Genomic DNA, 22,945 nt, shown 5'->3' on the forward strand with positions numbered 1-22,945 from the left:
AACAATCACAAAAGTAATGTACAAACTTCGTACCCTAAAGAAAACACGCTCATTAATTATCATTACTTCCTGCATGTTACTTGGCCACTTTACTGGCTTTGCCCAACAGATAGCTGGAAGCGCTATGATCAAAGGAACCGTAAAGACTAAGGATGGAAAGCCTGCAGAATTTGTAACTGTAGCCATTAAAGGCGGAAAATCGGCCCAGGTAGATGCCAAAGGAAATTACATCATCAAAGATATTAAGGGTGGAAGCTATACCATTATAGCCAGTTATGTTGGCTTAGAAGCTCAGCAGCGCCAAGTAACCATTGATGAGGGGCAAACATCTACTCAAGATTTTATACTTTCAGAAAGCAATCAACAGTTAAATGAAGTTGTTGTAAACGGTGGGAGTACCAATAAATTTTCTGTAAAAAAAACTACAACCTCTGCCAAAATGCCATTGGGCAACCTCGAAAACCCACAGATATATACAACAATTCCAAAAACGCTGCTAACAGAGCAGATGGTAACTGAGTTCAGCCTATCATTAAAGAATTCTCCTGGTGTGTACAAGATCCAGAATAACAGGGGCATCAATAGTGATGGAGCATCTTCTTATACCATGAGGGGGTTTCGCACTGAAGCAGCTTTTGTGGATGGTGTGCCGGCGCAAACCAATGGAGAAATAGAACCTGCCAACATAGAACGGGTTGAGCTTATCAAAGGGCCATCAGGAACACTTTTTGGTGGTGCCGTAGTATCCTTTGGTGGATTGATTAACATTGTAACCAAAAAGCCATTGGACACTTTGGGCGGTGAGGTAAACTACACAACAGGTAGTTATGGTCTCAATCGGTTAAGTGCAGATATCTATGGCCCAGTAAAGGCAGATAAAAAATTACTTTTCCGCTTAAATGCGGCCTATCAGAACCAGGGTAGTTTCCAGGATGCAGGTTTTAAACGCTCTATCTTTGTTGCCCCTACCTTAGAATATCGTGCAAGTGATAGGTTGAACATCAGCTTAACCGCAGGTTTCTATTCGCTAGAGGGTACCAGTCCTTCAACAATTTTCCTAAACAGGGTAAGACCTTATATTGCAAAGACGCCAGAAGAATTAAACTTCGACTGGAAACGCTCTTTTACCAGCAATGATTTGGTGATGAAGAACCCTACGATGAACATCAAAGGACAGATCAACTATAAACTATCCGATAATTGGACATCACAGACTATTTATTCTGCCAATTCACGTCGTTCTGATGGATTTTACATCTATTCATTCTTAAGGGGTGCCACCAGTGATGAGATGCTTGAACGTAACGTTTCACTTCAGAATACAGTAAATACGACTACAGATATCCAACAAAATTTCATAGGTGATTTTAAGGTTGTTGGCTTGCGTAACAGGATGGTTGTTGGACTTGATTACCTGAACCAGACTATCAACAATGACAACTCCCCGTACATCGTATTTGATAATGTGAGCGGCCGCAATCCTGCTGATGTAAATTATATAAAAATTTCTCGCTCCGCAGTAGAAGCAAGATTGGCTGCTAGCACAGCTGCGCCTACAAAAAATGAGACTAAGGCTAATATCTATAGTGCTTATGCTTCTGATGTACTGAGTCTAACGGATAGGTTAACAGCTATGTTAAGTTTGCGTATTGACCGTTTTCAGAACCGTGGCACACTTAACCAGGCCACTAACGAAATTATAGTTAATTCTAAATATCAACAAACAGCGGTATCTCCAAAATTAGGGCTTGTATATCAAATCCTGCCAGATCGCATCTCGGTATTTGGAAATTACATGAACGGTTTTGCCAATGTGCCACCGGTTACCCAACCTGCAGGCTCCAACGTTTCTGGCACCTTGAAGCCACAGCAAGCCAATCAATTGGAAGGAGGTGTTAAAACAGATCTTTTTCAGGGAAGACTTAGTTTTACTGCAAGCTATTACAACATCGAGGTTGATAACATGACGCGTACCGAAGAAGTAAATGTAAGCGGTACCAATTATATTGTTACCGTGCAAAATGGCACGCAGAAGAGCAAGGGAGTAGAGTTTGAGTTAATTGCAAACCCTATAGATGGCCTTAATATTATTGCAGGTTATAGTTATAACGATAGTAAACTCACAAAATCTACCGTTGCCCTTGAAGGAAGACGCCCAGCTTCTGCAGGTCCGGCTACATTGATCAATTCATGGATCAGTTATGCCATCCCATCTGGCAACCTAAAAGGATTAGGCTTAGGAACAGGAATAAACTACATTGGAAAACACCTATCGGGAAATGCTTTGGCAACAGGGGTATTTACCCTACCCAGCTATACATTGGTAACTACTACGCTATTTTATGACAGACCAAAATATCGCATCGGCATAAAAGTAGATAACCTAACCGATGAACTTTATTTTACTGGTCAAGGCACCTTAAGTGCCCAACCACCAAGAACTGTAGCAGCAGGCATTACCTTTAAATTCTAAGGATTGACACTAAAAAAACTCATAGCTCAAATTCACCTCTGGCTCGGACTTATCTCTGGGCTAGTGGTGTTTATATTAGGTATAAGTGGTGCCATCTATGTCTTTTCTGATGAGATTAAGGATATCGTTTACAAAGATAGACGCTACGTTAGCGTTATGCCAAAAAACGAAAAATTATCGCTTGATACACTTCTTTCCATCGCCAGAGCATCGCTCGGGCAATCTCAAAAGATAACAAGGGCCGAATTATCGCAGGATCCTGGGCGAACCTATATGTTTCGTGCCTTCAAAATAAACAAAAGCAGTACTGGATACTGGAATTATTACGACTATTACCTAAAGGTTTATCTTGACCCCTACACAGGAAAAGTTGTTTTTAAAGAAGATGCGAGCAAAGAATTCTTTACCATCGTACTCGCCCTTCACATGAATTTATTGTTGGGAGACGTGTTGGGGCATTTTATTGTCAAATGGTCAACGGTTTGTTTCGGTATATTACTACTATCTGGATTAGTACTCTGGTGGCCAAAAAGATGGAAACAAAAGCAGTTGAAGAAAAACTTTACCATTAAGTGGAATGGAAAATTTAAGAGGCTGAACTACGATCTTCATAATGTACTAGGTTTTTATATGCTTATTCCATTACTTATTATTTCACTTACCGGTCTTGCCTGGTCATTTGAGCTCACAAGTGATAAAAAATCAAAAGTACTATCTGATACAACCCAAACTACCAAGGCATCTGCTAACCAGATCTTAAAGCAGTCGTTAGAAAAATCACCAAATACTGCCTACTTCCTATATAACTTTCCAGCAGCAAAAAGCGGAACCGTAAACATTTCTGCCTATCAGTCTAAAGAACACCTATATGATCGCAAACAATATCGATTTGATCAATATACAGGCAAACTATTAATGGAAGCAGATCCGATGGCTTCTGCTGGTATTAGTTCAAAACTCATAGCACTCAATTACGATCTCCATACAGGAAGCTCATTGGGAATGATCGGAAAAATATTGGCTTTTCTGGCTAGTCTTATTGCTGCAGGCCTGCCCCTAACGGGTTTTATCATCTGGCTGAAAAAGGGGAAGAAAACGGCGAAACAAAATAAAACGATAACTAAAAGCATTACTTCTGACAATTAAAATCAATTCATTAAATTCTCAGGAGCACAGGGTGAAATCAGCTTCAATTGTATTAAGTTTTAATATTAGACTGAAAAATTATCTGCTTTTTAGTCCTAAAACCCCCATCCGATTAACAGACGGACGCTACCCATTTCTAACAATATGTTTATCAATTAGTTACAACCTTTCAAAGAAATCCTGTAATGTATTTGTAACGGTTTTTTTTATCAACTCAAATTTAAAATTTTTTAGTGATTACACAGCTTTTGGATTCAATTTTTTCAAAAACCTGCAAGAATACTACACAAAATCGAAAAGCAATAACAGTATTTGTAATTTACCCTGGAGATAGATTTTACTTTTTTAACTCGGGTGATGAAGAAATTATAATAGCATCAGCACGAACATTTGTGTTCCGGGCATTATCATAGTCGTATATTTGCCAGATAAAAAACATCTTGATTGCAATAACTGGGGGCTACCTTTTCAGAAAGAACAGGGTATAACCAAAAGTAAGTTCCTCGTAAACTTCAAAACCAAACTTTCTGTACCAAGGAAGGTTTTCGATAGTTGAGGTCTCCAAGAAAATCTTTCGATCATCTGACGCAGTTTTAATAATCACTTCTTCAATCAACCTTTTCCCCAAACCAAAATGCTGATATTCCGGCATTACACCTATAAACCAGATGTAGGCCATTCGTTGATCAGGCCGCACAGCATTTATCCTACTTTCTCTTTTAATGGCCTTAAACATATTTCTAAAGCCAATTCCTTTGAAAATCAGTTTCAGATCAAGCCAAACCGACCTGAATGTAGTCCGCTTTAATTCTGGGTATAGTAGCAAAACGCATCCCTTGCGGTCATCACATAGAAACACCTCCCCAAAAAGAAGGCAAATTTCAAATGAATATTGCATCAGTTCATGAATGCGAAACATCTTCAGCCCATCCTGAGGTATCAGGTAGTTCACACTTTTATTATGTAAAAAGGCAGAGGTTAAAATATCAGCTACCAAAGATTTATCATTTTCATTTGCATTTATCATAGGGATATGATTAAGTAAAAGGCCTAAACAAAAAGGGGACTTTCCAATCCTGGCAGTTTCCCCTTCAACTATTAACTATTATTGGCCTAAATTTTAAACTATAAAAAACAATTTAATACAGGTCTTGACATATTAATGCTTCGAAAATCTTGCAATTTCCACCTCCCTGAACCCTTGTGTAGCAATTAATCCCATAGGCTTAAGCTTTTTGTTCAAAAATTCAAGATTCAAATAATCTTCTTCTTTTAGATCAAACTTCAATTTTGATTTTAGTGATTCAGGTAGGTCAATCTCGTCAATGACAGGGATTTGAGAGGGTCTTTTATTTGCTTCGTAGAGAAAATCCTTCAAATTTTTTCCATTATTGAAATTATTTGAAATTCCTTCTTCAGAAACTCCGACAACCCAACAGGCAACTTTTTCGTTTTTTAGTGTCATTTCAAGATCAAGAAACCAGGCGAGTTGTTGCTTTATACGCAGATTTCTTTCAATTTTTGTAATTTTCATAGGAAACGTAAGCTCAAAGCTGACCGTATTGTCTTGCTCCCAGACTGCGCGATTGCCATAACTTTCATCATAAAAAATTTTCTTAATGATACCTTCATCACTAAAAATATGGCTTTTTTGAAAAGAGGTATGATAGTAACGTTGAGAAAGTAGCAAAAAGATTTCTGCAATCTCTAGGTTTAGTGCAAGTACTCTTGTAGTTCCACTTAATGTGTCCTTATCCTCTATAAACTTCCTAGTTAAGCCAGGAATATTTTTAGAAAAAAATGAATAACTGGAAACTTCAGGTTTGTGATTAGCTTTGATATTAGCTGGATTTAATGTTATAAGAGGAATTTTGTAATTATAAGGGAAATCCCATTTAATTGGTAACTCAAGTGGCCTTCCGTCAATAAGCTTTTCGACATTCTCTTCAGTCACACTGTGATGATCTGTAAATCCCTGCACTGTTCCATATTTATCTATCCATACCTCGTGAGGTATAGATAAATAAGGAAAATATTTCCTTAACAATGTATCTTGAATAACCATAGGGATATTAAGGCTTTTGACATCGGGTCGCCTTTTAAAAAAGGCTTCTGCATTTGTCCTTTTTTCCGAACTGATCATGATAACCTCCAATTGGCCGGCAAATTTATTCTTAAGCACTGAAAGCTTTGGAAGGGCCTCTAGGCAAGGAATACACGAGGTATTCCCAAAATCTAATATTACAGCTTTGCCTTTCAACTTTAGAAAATCTAACACTTTATCCTGACTGTTAATAAGGCCAAAAATCTGTAATGGCGGAAGTGATTCACCAATAGATAATTGCTTAACTTGTTGAGCCATTGTAGATAGTGGCCCCACAACAACTAATATTATAATTAATTTGATTATGTTTCTCATATTACTGATTTACCAATTATTATTCTCGTGGGTTTTGTTGCATTCCTGATATCCTAATGACTTCTGATGGGATTAACATTATGTAATTTAAGCCTCTAGGTTTCAATATGTAGGTTGTTTTTTCTTTTCCTGTGTCGATGATTCTAAATAAGTTCTTTTCAAACCGTGGGTCTCTGTTTAACCGCCGCAAATCTGACCAGCGCAATCCACGCATTAGAAGTTCCTTTCTTCTTTCGACAAGAATCTTTGAAAGCGCTTCGTCTGCATTACTCGCTGATAAGTTTTGATAAGGAGTCCCTTTATTACTCCATCTGGTCATCAGTAGATTATTCAGCCAAGCCATAGCCTCTGTGCTTTTTCCTTCCCTGGCTAAACATTCCGCTTTAATTAGGTACTGTTCGTCTGTTGCAAGTCCATTAAAAAATGTGCCGGACAATGAACCTGAATAAGATCCTTTGAAGCCAACATTTCCGCTCGTGGAATTCTGGAAAAAAATTGTTTTTCGAAGGTCATTGTTTACGTAACTTCTATACAATAACGTATCAATGTTTGCGCGAGTAGGATTGAGTATACTTGCACCATTACTGTAGGAAAAAAAAATAGTTTCAGGATGAAATACGGCGAATGGCCTTGCCGCGCTTGGAGTTAATGTATTGTAATCAATTAAAGTGCGATCGATCTGGAGGCATGAATCCGCATAGATGTTTGCTAAAGAATATTCCTCCATTGATAGGTAAGTTCGAGATAAGGCAGCAAAGGCAGCCCATTTACTTGGCCTTGTAGGATAGAGTTGCTTAGCTGGTAATAACCTACATGCCTTTTTAAGATCATCTATAATCTTTGTGTATGTTTCTACCACTGTAGATCTCACCGATGGTACATTGAAATCGGGAGTCGTCCTTAAGGGGAGCCCGGGCAAGTTATTGCTATTGCCTTTTTCATATGCAGGGCAGAATATTTGTGCAAGGTTCCAGAAGCTAAAGGCCCTTAAGAAAAGTGCGCTTCCTTCAACGCGCTCGGAAAATTCCCGATCGCTTTCGTCAATACCTGGAAGTTCGTCCAGTACGGCATTAGATATAAAGACCGGGCGGAAGGAGTTCAACCAGTTTTGATTTGTTGCACTCTGATCATAATTAATTTGTTTAGACCAAATATAAGTTTCCTGTTCGAAAGGTGTCAATGAAGACAATTGCGTATAACTGAGAAAAAAATCGTCTGTTTGCATTTCCAGAAGACCAGGGTACTGACCGAGATTTATCTGTGATGAATTGTCCAAAAGTGCTTGAAGATCTTCTAAGCTTTGTGGTGTCACGAATGCCTGATTGGATTTAGCATCAAGATATTTTTTACAAGACGACAGTGTGACTACAATAGTTATTATCGCTATTAGTGTTGAAAGATGTTTCTTTGTCATTTTTTAAAGTTTAAAATCCATATTTGAAGCCTATTGAATAAGCTGATCCAGCTGGTAAACCATAAACATAATCCGGATCGATGCCGACTTTGTTTGCACGCCATATCAGGCCAATATTGTTTGCATAGAGATATAATTGCGCATTTTTCTTTTCTTTTCTTCTGTCAAACGAAAAGTCATAGTTGAAACGGATGTCCCTTAACCTAATATGGTCGCCCTTAAGTACATTAACCTCTGAGCCCGCATAGAAAGAGTCGCGTGAGGCATTTGCAGGATATGCCATAGAGGGAATATTAGTCAAAAGTTCATCCCCTGGTTTTTGCCAGCGGGCTGCGAAATCTGAATGTCCTGCCCAATTGTTAAACAATGCAGCATAGTTAATTGTCTCTTTTCTAAAGTAATAATCAAACTTGAAAGTTATATTAAAGGAAATCGTAAATTGCTTCCACTTAAATGTATTGAGCAAAAACCCAGAATAAAGTGGTATGGCTGAACCCGAATAGACAAGGTTCTGCAAAGAGTCTGCAAGCATTGAAGAATAGTTCTTGCTTAGTGCACCTTTAAAATAGCCCTGTGGATCTCCATTCTGACCGTCAAGGCCAGCAAAGCGATAACTAAATACTGGGTAAAGTACGTAGTCTTTTATAGGAGAGATAGATGTTACCGTACTCGTCGCATAACTAACTGTACTGGAGATATTCCCAAAATACTTAGCTACAACATCTTTAACATAGGAAAGTGATGCACTGGTTTCCCATCTGAATGCACTTCTTTTTAAGTTCACCGAATTGAGAATCAGGTCAAATCCCTTACTTTTAATCTCCCCTATATTCATCTGGACAGATGCAAAACCTGTGGTAGGATCAATAGGGTTTGCGGAAATCAGGTCGCTTGATTTTTTATCAAACCATTCGATCGAACCGCTTAATGTCCGGTTTTTTGATTGGAAGTCGACACCAAAGTTAGCCATTCTTACATCTTCCCATCGAGCCTCTGGATTTGGTGGAGTCGTAACCTGTGCATAACGCTGATTTGTAAAGGATGCTGGCACAGAAACATAAGTCAGAATCAAACGGTTACCTGCAGCATCACTTATATTTCCGCTATGCCCATATGTCGCCCTAAACTTTAAATAGGGTAGCAGATCGGAGGTGTAGAATTTTTCTCTTGAAATATTCCAACTTATTCCCGAAGACCACAAAGGACGCCATTTATTGTTTGTATTTATACCAAAGACATTTGATGCATCTCTTCTACCACTTGCTGAAAATGTATACTTACCTTTATAAGTATATGCACCATTTGCATAAAGGGAAACCAATCGACTCAATGTTGAGGAAAAATTATTCTGTGCGGGGATAAAGCTATTTCCTGCAAGACCATCATAAATAGCATAGCTATTTGTATAGTCGACATTTGCATAACCTAGTGTCTGTTCATTATATCCATAAGTTCTGTATCCATTGGACGATGCCGGTCGGTGAGTTCCTTCAGCCCCTGCAATAATGTTCACATCGTGTTTTCCATTCCAAGATTCAGAATAATCCATCATAGCCCTTAGGTTATGACTACTAAGTTGATCTTCACTTAAATCCATAATTGCTCCAGTTGGTACAATTCTTTTAATATTTGTACCACTAATCTGTGTAAAGCGATTTATTAGGTTACGTGAAAAATACGAATCTGCTGAATTAATTTTTCTATTTGAGGAATGCTGGTTTTCGTAATTATACAACAATTGCGCAGTCAGTCCTTTTAAAATATTTATTTTTCCGCTAAGTCCAATATTTAAATGTCTAATTTGTACATCAGAGCCTGATAAAAATAGTTCCTGATATGGTCGATACTTCCAATCAAGCAAATTTCCCCTGCCGGCAGTATCAGTATAGTTTGTATTATACCCCTGGGTTATGCTAAGTGCTTCATTATTTTCGCCAACAAGTTGCGCATAAGGGTAGAGTTGCCCTTTACCTCCTCCGCCCGTACTAAAAGGATAACTTGACTGACCATTGTTACCAGCTCTATCTGACTGATCGTATTGAATTTTCCCCTGCAACTCGAGTGATTTTGTAGCCCGAATGGTATTTACCGACCGAAAAGTATAACGATTATTCTGTACACCTTTAGTATCTCCAGATGAGTGATCGTAGCCGGCGGAAATAAAGTAGTTTATGAACTGGTTACCACCATTCAGATTGATTGAGTATTGCTGGCTTAGAGGAATGCTATAAAAATATTTTTTGAGATCTTTGCGATAATCCATTTCTCTATATGAGTTTATCCTTTTCTCTGCTTCATTTTTGGAAATCAATCCACGGGTTACCATATCTAAAAGATTAACAACGGGAGAAATAACAGGTCGATTTTTATTAGTTAATGCGAGATCGTTTTTGTAAAAACCTTTTTCATATAGCATAACTTCAGCATCAATGAAATCGCTCGAAGCAATAGGTTTATAGTAATTAATATCTGGTTTTTCGCCTATTGTCAGATTGGAATTGAATGCAAAATCAGGTTGATGGTTAAACTCCCCCTTTTTTAAATTGATAACAATAACGCCATTTCCAGCACGTGCTCCCCATATCGAAGTTGCAGCAGCATCTTTCAGTACAGTAATGTTCTCTACATCATTAGGATTGATATTATTCAAGTCGCCAGCATAAGGAAAATTGTCAACAATAATCAGTGGTCCTGTCAGAGAAGATGAAAAAGTATTTATACCACGTATATTTATTTTATTACTTCCGGTTCTTTTATCAACCTGTAGCCCATTGGTGATCCCGTCAAGTCGACTTAAAATCCCATTACCTACTTCACGATTTATTATAGTATTATCGAGTTTTATAAAACTTCCAGTTATCCTTTCTTTTGGCAAGGTTTGATAACCGGTAGAAACAACATTAACCTCATCTAATTTCCCTGTGTTGACGATCATTTTTATTAATTTCAAATCAGCTGTTACAGCTACCTCCTTAATCTCATATCCGATAAAAGAAATTACAAGGACTGCATTCTCATCCACATTAGAAAAAAAAAATTCGCCATTTTCATTTGTAACTGTCTTTCGGTCACTGGCTTTAATACTAATGGAAGCTCCAGCCAAAGCATTGCCATTCTCATCTATAATTCGGCCTTTTACATCAATATTCACAAAGTAATCGATCACGCGATCAAGAATTGATTTTTCCTTTTTCCGTTTCACCATAACCGTCCGCTCAGAAATCTCATAAGTAAGTGGTTGACCGGAAAAACAGATTTCTAAAGCCTTTTCAATGGAAACATTATTAAGGTTAATATTAAGTTTCTCGGCATCTTTAAAATCCTGCTTAGAATAGATAAAATCGTAACCACTTTGTTTGCCGATCTTTTCCAGCACCTTCTCTAAAGTGGCCTTGTTCTCCTTCAAGGTAATCTGGGCCTTGGTTAAGGCACTTACCTGTAGAAAACAAATAGTTATTATGAGTGTGGTAAGTTTCATAATACGCATTATTTGTGTAGGGATAGGCCATAAATGGACATACCCATAAATTCCATTAATTTTCATTAATTTTGGTTGTTTGGTTTACGTTGATTGTTTTGTCAAAAGAATTAATAGACAGTGCCAAGCGAATAAGCGGGGGTAGTTCCAAGTACCTTCGCTTTCTTTTTTGCTGTCATTTGTTGTATAGGTTATTTCATAACGGTGATCCTCCTTCCCTCAACTTTAAAGTGAACAGCTTCTATATAAGTTATCTTATCCAGTATTTTTGAAATCTTGTCATAACGACTGATTGAACCAGTAAATGTTCTATCGGCTACATTATCCTGATATACTACTTCCACATTATACCATCTGGAAAGCTTTCGCATCACACTCTCTATATTTTCATCATCAAACACAAACTTTGAGTTTTTCCAAGCCACCGCCTTATCAACGTCAACTTCACCGATGGTAAGCTTTTCATTACTGTTCACAGCTTGTTCACCAGGCTTCAGAACTTTATTGTTCTGATCAGTAGAAATTTTGATACTTCCCTCTAATAGGGTAGTCTTAACAGATGGCTCATCGTTATAAGCATTGACGTTAAAATGGGTTCCAATTACCTCTACCTGTTGTTTTTTATTTCTTACAATGAAGGGATGTGCCTTATCTTTTACAATCTCAAAATAGCCTTCGCCCGAAATTTCCACGCTACGGTCTTTAAGTTTTGCAAAAGAAGTTGGGAATTTTAAAGATGAAGCCGCATTTAAAAACACGAGGGAACCATCAGGCAAACGCACCTGTGTTTGTTCTCCCCGTGTAGTTGTTAATGTATTATATTCTATTTTGCCAGAATTGTTGCTAGTAATCTCATAGATAATTTGCCCATCAGCAGTTTTTGAAATTCGTACGCCAGATTGTAACGCAATATTTCCTGCACTGACCTCATTAATCAAAATCTTTTTTCCATCGGCAAGCGTGAGGGTAGCCCCGTTCTTTCCCGGATCAACATCATTAGCATATACTGATTGTTGTTCAGTTTTTCTACTTGTGTTGTAGAAGTAAAAACCGATACTTGCTACTACTACTATTGAAGCCGCAGCAATCAGACGAGGCCAAAGTCTGTTTGGATATGTTGTAGCTTTTCTTTTTTGTCCATAATTAAAAATGTAGGACAGCACATTTTCCTTCTGCCTTTCATTCAGATCTTGATCTGTTAATTCAATACTTAGCAAGTCCGGTAGTTGGGCTAAAAGTTCTTGTGCATACATAGGATCAAGAATATATTCACTTAGTTCATCCTTTTCAGCTTGCGATATTGATCTTTCAAACTGACGTTTAAGCAACGCCTGAAGTCTTTCTTTTGATCGTGTCATTAATTTTAGCTTAGATTTAAAGTTAACTTAACCTTATAATGCTATTGACACTTGGCGCTAATGACAGGGGCAGTCAGTTTTTTATTTTTAGGGAAATTAAATACAACTAACTGATAATCAGTTATGTTTATTTAAACAACACTGTAATTAATAAAGGATAGGCAACGGCATGCTTTCTAAAATGTTCCCGAATATTTTTAAGCGCCCTTTTCATGTGGGAATGCACTGTCTCTGGAGAAATATTCATCCTTAATGCCGCATCGTCATACTTCAGCCCCTCCAGATGGCAAAGATCATATGCTAGACGTTGCTGTGGGGGCAGATTATCCAAAGCCTCGTTCAGGATTTTAACGGTCTCATTGTAATCAAGCTGGCGTGTGGTTGAATTATCCTCTTCCACAAAATTCCTTTTAATTTCAAGATTGGACTGCGCATCCAAGGCCATCTTACGAAGTACATTGAAAGAGTGGTTCCTGACCAAGCGGTTAAGATAGCCACCGAAATTTTGAACTTCTAGTAGCTTATCCCTATCGAGCCATATCTTAAGAAAGATGTCCTGAACAATTTCCAGAGCAAGCGTTTCGGAATGGGTCAATTTGCTCCCATATTGGTAAACATACCGCTCATAATTCCTGAACAGAATGGTAAAGGCATTTTGTTCCCCCTTTGCTATTCTAGCAAGAATTTCTGCTTCATTAGAAAGTGGTTTAACGGCCATTTTATACTTATCTACTGCTATTAAATATACGAAATTCAACGCCAATGATAGTTATAATTATTCAGAATCGAGATAGAATCATCGTGATATGAAGCCTAAATTTTGTATATTTTTCCTAAATTTACTCGATAGAAGTCAGAGGAAAAGGTGTTAAAAGAAAAAGGCCTGATTGTTCTGAACAAGAACAAGTTGGAACGAAAAACAGTTGATACTTTCACTAAAACACACAAGCTGGAACCTTTCGAACTGATTGGCTATAGAGACCCATTTTAAGTAATTTCTCACAGCTCTGCCTAACAGGTAAATTATCCGACTTTCACTTGGATGGATGCCAACTATATAGTCGTAGATTACTTTAATGATGATGAAAATCCATAAGTTTTCTGTCTAAAACAACCCGTCCGATTAACAGACGGACGCTACCCATTTCTAACAATATGTTTATCAATTATTTACAAGCCTTCAAAGAAATCCCGTAATGTATTTGTAACGGTTTTTTTAATTAACTCAAATTTAATGTATCCTTTTGAAAGTTTGAATTATAATTTTAATTTTTTCGAAAAAAATAAGAATTCCATAAAAAAGCCTGTCTCCTATAAACATTTAGTTCATATACGTACGGCGTTGTCGAATTAAGAGAAAATAAGCTAAACAAAAAAAAGCTCAGCTTAACCCATAATAGACCATTTATAGGTTCTAACTATGGGAGAAGATAGACTTCAAGATAGAGATAATGGTAATAATGTTAAAGAAGTGGATAGAAAAAGGAAATATCTGTAGAACATTATTGGATATTAATATAATACATATAGTTATCGTCATTTCCCCGGGGAAAAGAACCTGGTTGGCCCCATTATCTTAATTGTGGCATTTTTTTACTTCTTATTTTGATACTATCTTTCCCTTTCTTCAAAGTATTCCTTAATCCGTTAATGTCAATAAGGAAACAAATGACAATGATGTAGTTTGGTGTTATGCGCTGCATAATAACTAAAACCTTCTTCTTTATACCAGTTGACTAATTCGCAGCCAGATGATAATTCATAACCGCTGCCTTGTCAAGTTTGTCCACAATGTTCGTAAGGTATTCGAGTTTATCGCAGCTTTCAGCAATACTCATCGAATGATTTTCATTGATGTTATACAACCCAGGATAATATAGCAAGAACTTGTCATCAATGACCCCATTTCGATGTGCATAAAGATGTCGGATCTGTAGGATCCTCTCAATTTCAGAAACCTCGTTCTGCTTGACGATGCCCAGCTGGCTGATTTCTTTGTTATCATTGACGAAGCCCTTTACGCTTCCTTTACCCAGCTTTAACACTTTTTGCCTACTACAGTATTTGACGAACTCCTGCATATCGGCACAGTTCAGCACCTCCTCTACCGTGACTGTCTGTTTAGATTTTAGCAGATTGGAATTTGACAGATAAATCTCATATAGCAAATCCGACATATAGGTTTCAAAATTATCGACGAAGGACGAAAAAAGTATCCTAGCTAAAACCAAACCTTCCGGGTGATCAGTGACCTGATCAGTACCGGCTGGGTAAAGGAACAGGCCCATATCATCAAATATTTTTAAAATGCGCTGGTAGTGCTCTGCGAATTTGATTTTAGCCCCGGTGGCATTTGCTTTCCCAAGTTCCAGCGACTGACTTAGAGTAGATAGTCTACCATAACCGCTGGAATTAAACCGGTGTGCAGGTGGATCAATCTGAATGATATTTACTCCCACCCGCATATAGCCAACGCCTTGAAGCAACATTTTGTCGGCTGACTTGGCCACCTTGATTACGTATAGCCGTTTTCCATGATACGTGAAATATTGGTAGGTGACAACAGGATGTGGTGATAACAAATCAATTGCCTTATGGGTGATTTCATTGGCGTGCAAGTCATCGCTCAATCCGTTAACCTGTAGATCATCCGTGACGCCCAAAACCAAAAAACCACCCTCTGTGTTGGCGAAAGCGCATATGATCTTTGCCACCACTCTTGATGGCGGCAATACGGCCTTGTATTCCAGCGTTTCGTTCTCAGGTCTGCCAATAAGGCTTGTCAGTTCGCTTGTTAAATCCATGTCCTAAACTGGTATTTTTCTAATGCCTGTTGTCTTTAATATTCTTCCGAGCGTAAGATGCCTGGGAACGGATATGCCATTATCAATCCATAATTCTGCATTTTCATAATCAAGGTAGTCGTTTTCAGAGGGATAATAGACAATTACCTGTCCGTTATCGGATGGCCGGATTACCACGGTAATGTCCACCCCGTTCTTCTGGATTCCCCCGATAACAGTCGTTGCCAGTTCATCCAGCTCATCAAACACATACTCATCCAAAGTCTTGAGATGGTCGATTACATTCGACTTAGCCCTGGCAATTAACGTCTGTACATAAAAATATAAGTCTGCATCAGGTGTCGAGGAATGGCTGAAAAGTGCGGCTAGGTCTTTGTCTTTCAAAGCTTCGTCCAGCTCTTCTTTGGTTGACACGCCAAGACTCAACAAAACGTCAGCATCAATTTCAATCCTGAGCTGTCCTGAGCCTCCTTTATGCGATAGCAATAATTCTTTTAGTTCGGCGACAGTGCCAACACTGAATTCAGCAAGCAGGTCAGAAAGTTTGGTGAGCTCCGTGAGGTCACTACCAAAATCTGGATGTTCGTCCATTTTTTCAGTGATTTGAGACAACTGAGCCAGTGTTACCTTACTACGCATTATCTTGTACAAACTTTCCTTATCCTCAATAACGTTCATAAACGTTTCAGCACGGCGCCTGTATAGATCTGGAAACAACTCCTTCCCTTTTTCAGCATCGGATTCAAACAGTTCTGCCAGGGCAGTTATCCCTTGTCTGATTTGTTCGGTGTACTCGAATGGGGGCTTTAGTTTCTTAGCGATTTCAGTAGCAATATCTTGTGGAAGCTTCTCAGAATATTCACCAAACTGCACATCTTTACTCAATAAGATGTGTTTCCAGTCTTCCCCTAACAATCGAAGGATGTCAATGAGCGTCTCGTCATTGATGCTATCTAGGAAAAGTTGATTTTTCTTTTTGAAAACACCATATTGATTTGGAATAAAAGCATGGTTCGCATACAGGGAAAGATTCCCTTCATCTTTAAAAATGAATTCACAAATTGAGTTATACCAAACAAAAGTTTCTGATTCAGTTTTTTTAATTGCTTTGGATAGATCGGCGATATCAACTCTCGCAGCAATTGTGCTCAGTAGCACAGCGTAACTGATCGACTTCCAATCTCCCCATGACTGTTCTACCCATTCTTCCATGTCTTCACCTTTACACACGCTGCTGGGAACCAAGTCGTAACAAGCCTGCCAAACAGCCTTGTGTTCTGTTTTAAGATAGCTTTTCAATGGAAAATAGACCTCAGCAGGCTTTTTCTTGCCGATGCCGGCAGCTTCCATATCCACTATGGCTGTACCAGAAATCACTTCACGAATAGGCGTTTGGACATGTTTTTTATACCAGGCCTCATCGAAGTACTTGTCAGAAACTTCCGGAACTCTGGTGGTAGCAATGTTGTACAACTTGTAAAAGTTTTTGTTCTCAATTTTAACCATCATCTTGTTGTACAATTCCACGGCTTCCTTGAGCAAGTCCTGATTTGTCAACACTTCCTGATCGGATTCTTCTTTGTTATTTTTCAGCCAAATCCCATCCCTTTCGGTAAGTGGATTGAAATGAAAACTATTGATTAATACCGGAAAGTGAAAATCTTCGGTTCCGATCATCGGAAACTCACAAAAAAGCTTGGGCAGCTTTTTCAAAGACTGCGCCTGGTAACCTGATCCTATCTGAATAAACTCTCCAGCAATAGCGACTTTCGACCCGGATTCAAGCATGATCCAAACCGTGGACACTACTTCGTCAACCATTTTTTCAATGGGCACAAGTAAATCCTCGACGAGAACCGCGCTATTTTTAAAAACCACAACACTGTCAGCCGTATGGTCTTTAATTTCAACTTTAGCAATTTCAGGGATAAATGCTAACACGTATGGGATCAGGCTAATAAATTCATCCACACCAATTTTTGCGATATCCTTTTGCGAGTCGCTGGCAAGCTCGTAGGTAAACGAAGTATTATACGCATTCTGATCATATCCATTGTCCAAGAGTTCAACGGAGGTTTGAAATTTCTCCCAGGCCTCTTCAATTTTCGGCACAAGATCCAATATTGTTGTGCCAGTACGGTTCAAGGGGAAATCGAAGGTGTAAAACTCACCATTTACGGTCTCCACAATCCCCTCAATTTCTACGACCTTTGACAACAGGTGTGTAGTTAGAAACCCGGTACCAAAGCGACCGACCTTTTTTGTTGGTTGGTCCTCAAGCGCTTCTTTGGATGAGATCTGGTTGATGATTCCCCTTACATCCGACTCGGTAAAATGCATTCCATTGTGCCTAAACTGCACTTTATCTTCCCATAATTCCAGTTGCACGGACACTATTCGATCTGGATATTCAGCAATGCTGTCTTTTGCATTTTGTAATAATTCCCAAGCCCATCTGCCGTGGTTGTTTTCAACGGTCTTTTGCAGGTCATGCAAACGTTTTAATATTTTATCGGCAATGGAACGGTTACCGTCCTCCTTCCGTCCTTCTTCGAGAGATTGTATCATTAGATATGTAATTTTAATATGAAAGACACTAGGTATAACCTGGTACATCAATCTGAAATATACAAATTAATTTTAAAATATGAGATTTAAGTCAGTCGATAATGCCCCAATGTAAACGATAATATTAGGATAAAAAGCAGCTTATTCAATACAATATTTTAACTGTGATGGCGGGATCCCCATTAAAGCTAGACGGATGTTAAAGAAAGGTTAGGAGAATAGACTGCGATTAATTTTCGATAATATTTTTTCATATATAGAATCTTGAGCCTTTGTAAAGGATTGATTAATTATGGATTTATGATATATTTGGTAAAATCAATATAGATTCTGAATTAATGACCTCAAATGACCAGTAATAAATCGGTTCAAGAACAACATACAGCGGGACCTAATGCAATAGGATTTGATTACCAATTTTATTATTTTATGTATTTAGCTCTCGATATGTCCTTTGGCGACACTATCGGTTTCGAGGTCCGAGATGATGTTCATATTGAAAAAAGTAACGGTGAGGTTATCCTGTTTCAAGGCAAACATTCTGTCCAAACTAATGCTAGCGGTCAAGTTCAAAATCTCACCGCATTAGATGGTGACCTTTGGAAAACACTAAATAACTGGGTTTTGATGATAAAAGCTGAAACCAACCCTCATATATTTCTAAAATCACATTCTTTTTCACTATTTACTAATAAGAACGAGCATTTTAATGAGTTCGTTTCTGCGTTGAATAGCTTTAAACTTGACGATAATATTAGCCAATTATCAACTAAACTAAAAGAGCTCAAGCAAAGAACAAATGATGAAACCATTAAGGGATATTTGAAAAACATAATTAGTCTTAAAACCAGTGAGATGAAAGTTTTTATGGTAAAACTGTCAATTGAAACAGGGCTGGATGATATAATCAATAGAATAAAACATAAAATTTTGAAATTCAGCAGAGTTCGAGCTGTAGTTGATGATATTTATGACAAGCTGTCCAGTGCGATGCAGACTGCAAAGTATCTTGAAATCAAAGAACGGGGAAAATTTGAAATTTCATTCGATGATTTTGAGAATAAATTTCAAAGATGTTTCTTAATCGCTTATAAAGAAAGGCCATTGCCGCGCAGGAATCTTCCGATTTTGCCACCAGAAGATCTGGAGGCACAAATTTTCATTAAACAATTGATCGATATTGGTGAGCTTCTGCCAGGTTCTAAAGAGGTGATGGATTATACTGAACAAAAGTTGAGGGTAACGAATCATTTTACTTATTGGATTGATGAAAATCTATTATTTCCATTTGAAAGTGAAAGTTGTGAGGACAACGCATTATTCCTTTGGCAAACCAAATTTGCTTCAAAATATCGGGATATAAAGAAGCAATTGATTTCGGGAAAGCCAGTTGCGGAGTTAGAGGAAGATATCCGTTCGATAGGCATAGAAATTCTAGATTATTTGCGGGAACAAAACTTGGATCTGCTTGAAAGTAAGTTGGGTGTCGAATATAGTAATGGACTTTACTATTCTCTTGCAGACAAACTGAGGTTGGGATTACATTTGGACTGGGAAAATAAATATCAGAAGAAATGAAAGAGATTTATTATACCTACAATAATGAGGCTATCGCTAGCTGTGTTTTCCTTGCTGTGTTACGCAAAATTGGAACAATGGATATGGCAAGAGCCTGTCTTATTTTACCCTTCCTCTTGGATGATAAAACAGTTAGCTATTTGAAAAATAACATTCTTACAGAACAAAATCTTCAAGAGTTGACAACAGAACAACGCAGACTGTTTACTTCATTTAACAAGAGATATTTGGCACTACTTCCCGTTGCAATCAATGCTTTACTCATGCTCCATAAGGGAGGTCAAATTTCAATTGGTAAAGAAATTGCAGATCAATCTACCATAGATTTCGATAGTGCTGATTTTGGTGAAAGATTCTACGCTATCCGATATGCTATTCCGAACTTTCTGGCTCTTACGACCAATCTTAGTACTGTTCAACTTTATAAAATTCTAAAAATTCAGTTATGAAATTTATTTTACACGAGATAAAGCTATGGTTCAAAGAGGAAGGAGCCAGTCCAAAAAGTTATCATTTCTTGCCTGACAAAGTGAATATTATTACTGGTGGTGCTACTACAGGTAAAACCAGTTTTTGGAGTATTATTGATTACTGCCTCTTATCTGGAAAAACAAAAATTGCAAATCCAATTATAGAAACTGTAGACTGGTTCGGGATTTATTTTACTATTGGAGAGAAGCAAATTTCTATCTGCAGAAAATCTCCTGTATTGGGGACTGCTTCCGCAGACGTTTACTTTAATGAGGGATATTTTCCTAAACAGCCTATTTCAAATAGAGAGATTGCATCCGTTAAAGCAATGTTAGACGAAGAATTTGGTATTACGGACGAACTTAGATTTCCTTATGGGAAGTCTCAAGGAAAGACAAATTTCAATCTATCATATCGCTATTTTTTGCTATTCAACGCACTTACCGAAGATATTATAGGTACCTCTGAAACATATTTTGACACAACGTTTTTTGGAAAGGAAGAGTTTGATAGGGCTTTATCCCATATTTTTGACTTAGTCATAGGAGTTAACGATATGGCCAATATTAAAGCAAAAGAAAAAATAAAACTAATTGGTAGCGAAATTTCAAAAATTGAAAAAGCAGCTAAGAATAACCTAAAACTCCAGCTGGATTTTGAAAACAGTACACGCAGGTTATTGGAAAAATCTAAGGAATTTGGATTTATTCCTTACGATCAGGAACTCGATTCTGTGCAGGAAATTTTAGATATACTAAATTCAGTTGTGGCTGAAAGTAAAAGAGTAGTGGATAATTCCGCCGCTTTTGCTGAAATTGATTCCCTAAATAAGCAAAGAGCTTTTGCAAAGGCTCAACTGAATGCACTTAATAGTTATAAAAGAGAGTATGATAATTACAAACGGACATTAGTTAAATGTGCAGACAGTTTACAGCCAATCGTACATCTTAATGAGAATTTATCTGAGCAGTTGGTTGAGTCATACGAGACCAGAATATTCGTTGACGCACTTGAAGCCTCTCTACGGAGTATACGTGATGATCTGTCAAAACGGGTTAATGAGCCTGTTAAAGTTTCAGGAGATGTCAACACGTTAGAGGCTGAACTAAAGAATATTGATACGAGAATCAAACAATTAAGTGTTGTTCGTACAGAAGTGCCACCAGAGGCTCAAAGGTTCATGCATTTAGGCGAATTAAAGAATGGTTATGAACAATTATTGAATAGAGCAGAACTTAAACCAATTGACTCAGTTAGATTAAATCAACTTGTTATTGAGAAATCAGAACTTGAAAAGGTGCCTGAAGATACCCGTGAAATAAAGGCCCATCTTAAAGAGCAGCTTAATGCCAGTATACAACGAAACTATAATTTACTTAGCTCGTTACCTGCCTATAGCACCGCAAGAACAACATTTAATAGTTCACAAATGATCTTACAACTTCAGCCGCTGGGACAAATGTTCCCGCTTGATAATGTAGGTAGTAAATCAAACTATATGATGATGCACCTGTGTTTTTACCTTGGTCTCCACGAACACATGATCTCGGTAGAACAACCTCATGTACCACAGTTTTTGTTTATCGATCAGCCAAGTATCCCATATTACGCAGATAGCGACAATATTAAAAACGCCGATAAAACTAAGCTTCTAGACGCTTTCTCATTGATTAACTCATTTGTTAAACACATTGTAGAGGAAAAAAACAATAGTTTTCAGGTTTTTATGGTAGAACACGCCCCTGAAACTTACTGGACTGGTGAAAATCAGCTGAGCTACTTCCATACAGTAGATGAATTTATTGATGGAAATGGATTAATACCTTCAAACATATTTAAAGAACAATAATGCAAAATATAGAAATAGGAACAATTGATAAATTGATTGTTCATCAAGTCGGAAACAAAACCAACGACGAAGGTACACGATTCGCTGACTTTGTCACTGACTTTTCAGCAATAGAACAGGAATTAAAACATTTAATTGTAGGTAATTTTAAATTTGACGAACTGTTTAACTTTTATTTTAGCACTACTCTTGACTTAAATCCAATCTATCAGTTTGTTAGTTCAATATTTGAAACCAAAGGTAGTTTTGTAGAACAGTCTCAATTTTGTGCTAGATATTTATATGATAAAAGTACTCACCCAAAGGTCAAAGGTGGAGAATTGTGTGTGCTATATATTCGTGATTGTAAAGTCGATGGAATAACAACAGATGCGATTGCATTTATAAAATCTGAAAATAAAGAAACGGTACTAAAAGTGTCTCCTTCAGAAAGTTCTTTCAGTATTCATCCTGAAAAAGGAATTAATATTAACAAATTAGACAAAGGATGTCTTGTTTTCAATCTTAATAAAGAAAAAGGCTTTGTAGCAGCAATTGTCGATCAAACTAATCGCAGTACGGAAGCACAATATTGGAGAGAGGATTTTTTTGGCATCCAACCAATAAAAAACGAGTTTCATCAAACCAACGAATTTTTATCTATTGCTAAGAAGTTTGTTACTAATCAACTACCTGAAGATTTTGAAGTATCTAAAACCGATCAAATAGGTTTTTTGAATCGATCAGTTGAGTATTTTAAATCGCATGACTCTTTTGATAAACAGGAATTTGAAGAAGAAGTCTTTGCAGAAACAAGTGTTATTGAATCATTTCGAAAATTTGACACCAATTACCGAGTCGACAATGAAGTTGAATTAATGGATCGTTTTGAAATTTCAGATCAGGCTGTAAAAAAGCAGGCAAAGGTTTTCAAAAACGTTCTTAAGCTGGATCGGAATTTCGACATTTATATTAAAGGTAATAGGAAGCTAATTGAGCAAGGAATTGAACCTGATGGTCGTAAATTTTATAAAATTTACTATGATATAGAAAGTTAGGGTCTTAAAACCAAGCTGGTATACTCGCAAATCCTGCTAATTATTTAAAATTATTATGGCAATGTTTGAAGATCCGATTTTATTCTGGAAAACTTTCGTCTTGGAACTGAATTACACGTTTCTGGTACCATGATTTATAATGCGCTTTATTCGTTCGATCAAATTGAATATTTCCAATATTAACATGAGGTTTTTGAATTTCTATACAATCTTTCCATCGATCTTGAACGTTTGGAGAAAATCGCCGTCATACTGATTGAGCATGACGAGCAACTTGATTAAGAGGAATTTGAGAAGACTTTGATCACCCATAATCACTTGGATTTATTCCATAATTGGAGTTTCTAGTG

The 22,945-nt window shown here is 37.4% G+C and carries 14 protein-coding genes; 6 read left to right on the top strand and 8 right to left on the bottom strand.

Annotation, left to right across the window (positions count from 1 at the left end; genetic code table 11):
• The first annotated feature begins 16 nt into the window (after positions 1–16).
• Both WG904_RS02160 and WG904_RS02165 read left to right on the top strand, forming a co-directional pair.
• The gene (locus tag WG904_RS02160) at positions 17–2,473 is read left to right on the top strand and encodes a TonB-dependent siderophore receptor (RefSeq protein WP_339577634.1); all 2,457 of its coding nucleotides are present in this window, start codon (positions 17–19) and stop codon (positions 2,471–2,473) included.
• A gap of 3 nt (positions 2,474–2,476) precedes the next feature.
• Positions 2,477–3,619 carry a PepSY-associated TM helix domain-containing protein gene (locus WG904_RS02165; protein ID WP_339577635.1) on the top strand — a complete coding sequence of 381 codons (1,143 nt, stop codon included), beginning with the start codon at positions 2,477–2,479 and terminating at the stop codon, positions 3,617–3,619.
• 460 nt (positions 3,620–4,079) lie between these two features.
• On the opposite strand, the gene WG904_RS02170 is transcribed toward WG904_RS02165, so the two are convergent.
• From WG904_RS02170 to WG904_RS02205, 8 genes are all read right to left on the bottom strand, one after another.
• Positions 4,080–4,646 carry a GNAT family N-acetyltransferase gene (locus tag WG904_RS02170; RefSeq protein ID WP_339577636.1) on the bottom strand — a complete coding sequence of 189 codons (567 nt, stop codon included), beginning with the start codon at positions 4,644–4,646 and terminating at the stop codon, positions 4,080–4,082.
• 132 nt (positions 4,647–4,778) lie between these two features.
• Positions 4,779–6,038 carry a TlpA family protein disulfide reductase gene (locus tag WG904_RS02175; RefSeq protein ID WP_339577637.1) on the bottom strand — a complete coding sequence of 420 codons (1,260 nt, stop codon included), beginning with the start codon at positions 6,036–6,038 and terminating at the stop codon, positions 4,779–4,781.
• A 19-nt stretch (positions 6,039–6,057) separates the two neighbouring features.
• Positions 6,058–7,452 carry a RagB/SusD family nutrient uptake outer membrane protein gene (locus WG904_RS02180; protein ID WP_339577638.1) on the bottom strand — a complete coding sequence of 465 codons (1,395 nt, stop codon included), beginning with the start codon at positions 7,450–7,452 and terminating at the stop codon, positions 6,058–6,060.
• 10 nt (positions 7,453–7,462) lie between these two features.
• Complete coding sequence (locus WG904_RS02185) at positions 7,463–10,930, bottom strand: SusC/RagA family TonB-linked outer membrane protein (protein WP_339577639.1); 3,468 nt, start codon at positions 10,928–10,930, stop codon at positions 7,463–7,465.
• Positions 10,931–11,121: 191 nt separating this feature from the next.
• Positions 11,122–12,288, bottom strand: coding sequence for a FecR family protein (locus tag WG904_RS02190; RefSeq protein WP_339577640.1), 1,167 nt, complete (start codon positions 12,286–12,288; stop codon positions 11,122–11,124).
• Between the two features lie 127 nt (positions 12,289–12,415).
• Positions 12,416–13,045 (bottom strand): RNA polymerase sigma factor, encoded by a 630-nt coding sequence (locus WG904_RS02195; protein ID WP_339577641.1) that lies wholly within the window; start codon positions 13,043–13,045, stop codon positions 12,416–12,418.
• A 979-nt stretch (positions 13,046–14,024) separates the two neighbouring features.
• Positions 14,025–15,092, bottom strand: a complete 1,068-nt coding sequence (locus tag WG904_RS02200) for an AlbA family DNA-binding domain-containing protein (protein WP_339577642.1) — start codon at positions 15,090–15,092, stop codon at positions 14,025–14,027.
• Positions 15,093–15,095: 3 nt separating this feature from the next.
• Complete coding sequence (locus tag WG904_RS02205; RefSeq protein WP_339577643.1) at positions 15,096–17,660, bottom strand: sacsin N-terminal ATP-binding-like domain-containing protein; 2,565 nt, start codon at positions 17,658–17,660, stop codon at positions 15,096–15,098.
• Positions 17,661–18,008: 348 nt separating this feature from the next.
• Between WG904_RS02205 and WG904_RS02210 the strand changes: the two genes are divergently transcribed.
• Genes WG904_RS02210 through WG904_RS02225 form a run of 4 tightly spaced genes read left to right on the top strand, consistent with a single transcriptional unit; the run spans position 18,009 to position 22,595 of the window.
• Positions 18,009–19,238: a hypothetical protein gene (locus WG904_RS02210; protein WP_339577644.1), complete on the top strand. Its 1,230-nt coding sequence runs from the start codon at positions 18,009–18,011 to the stop codon at positions 19,236–19,238.
• Complete coding sequence (locus WG904_RS02215) at positions 19,235–19,687, top strand: three component ABC system middle component (protein ID WP_339577645.1); 453 nt, start codon at positions 19,235–19,237, stop codon at positions 19,685–19,687. The genes WG904_RS02210 and WG904_RS02215 overlap by 4 nt, the downstream gene beginning before the upstream one ends.
• Positions 19,684–21,558: a DUF3732 domain-containing protein gene (locus tag WG904_RS02220; protein WP_339577646.1), complete on the top strand. Its 1,875-nt coding sequence runs from the start codon at positions 19,684–19,686 to the stop codon at positions 21,556–21,558. Before WG904_RS02215 ends, WG904_RS02220 begins: the two co-directional genes overlap by 4 nt.
• Positions 21,558–22,595 (top strand): nucleoid-associated protein, encoded by a 1,038-nt coding sequence (locus WG904_RS02225; protein ID WP_339577647.1) that lies wholly within the window; start codon positions 21,558–21,560, stop codon positions 22,593–22,595. Before WG904_RS02220 ends, WG904_RS02225 begins: the two co-directional genes overlap by 1 nt.
• Positions 22,596–22,945: the final 350 nt, after the last annotated feature.

Origin of the sequence: Pedobacter anseongensis (genome assembly GCF_037482965.1) — a bacterium.
Taxonomy (GTDB): Bacteria; Bacteroidota; Bacteroidia; order Sphingobacteriales; family Sphingobacteriaceae; genus Pedobacter; species Pedobacter anseongensis.

Bases quoted from the DNA above. Each gene is read 5' to 3' on its own strand.
- WG904_RS02160 (WP_339577634.1), top strand. From the start codon at position 17: ATGTACAAACTTCGTACCCTAAAGAAAACACGCTCATTAATTATCATT.
- WG904_RS02170 (WP_339577636.1), bottom strand. From the start codon at position 4,646: ATGATAAATGCAAATGAAAATGATAAATCTTTGGTAGCTGATATTTTA.
- WG904_RS02175 (WP_339577637.1), bottom strand. From the start codon at position 6,038: ATGAGAAACATAATCAAATTAATTATAATATTAGTTGTTGTGGGGCCA.
- WG904_RS02180 (WP_339577638.1), bottom strand. From the start codon at position 7,452: ATGACAAAGAAACATCTTTCAACACTAATAGCGATAATAACTATTGTA.
- WG904_RS02185 (WP_339577639.1), bottom strand. From the start codon at position 10,930: ATGAAACTTACCACACTCATAATAACTATTTGTTTTCTACAGGTAAGT.
- WG904_RS02190 (WP_339577640.1), bottom strand. From the start codon at position 12,288: ATGACACGATCAAAAGAAAGACTTCAGGCGTTGCTTAAACGTCAGTTT.
- WG904_RS02200 (WP_339577642.1), bottom strand. From the start codon at position 15,092: ATGGATTTAACAAGCGAACTGACAAGCCTTATTGGCAGACCTGAGAAC.
- WG904_RS02205 (WP_339577643.1), bottom strand. From the start codon at position 17,660: ATGATACAATCTCTCGAAGAAGGACGGAAGGAGGACGGTAACCGTTCC.
- WG904_RS02210 (WP_339577644.1), top strand. From the start codon at position 18,009: ATGACCAGTAATAAATCGGTTCAAGAACAACATACAGCGGGACCTAAT.
- WG904_RS02215 (WP_339577645.1), top strand. From the start codon at position 19,235: ATGAAAGAGATTTATTATACCTACAATAATGAGGCTATCGCTAGCTGT.
- WG904_RS02220 (WP_339577646.1), top strand. From the start codon at position 19,684: ATGAAATTTATTTTACACGAGATAAAGCTATGGTTCAAAGAGGAAGGA.
- WG904_RS02225 (WP_339577647.1), top strand. From the start codon at position 21,558: ATGCAAAATATAGAAATAGGAACAATTGATAAATTGATTGTTCATCAA.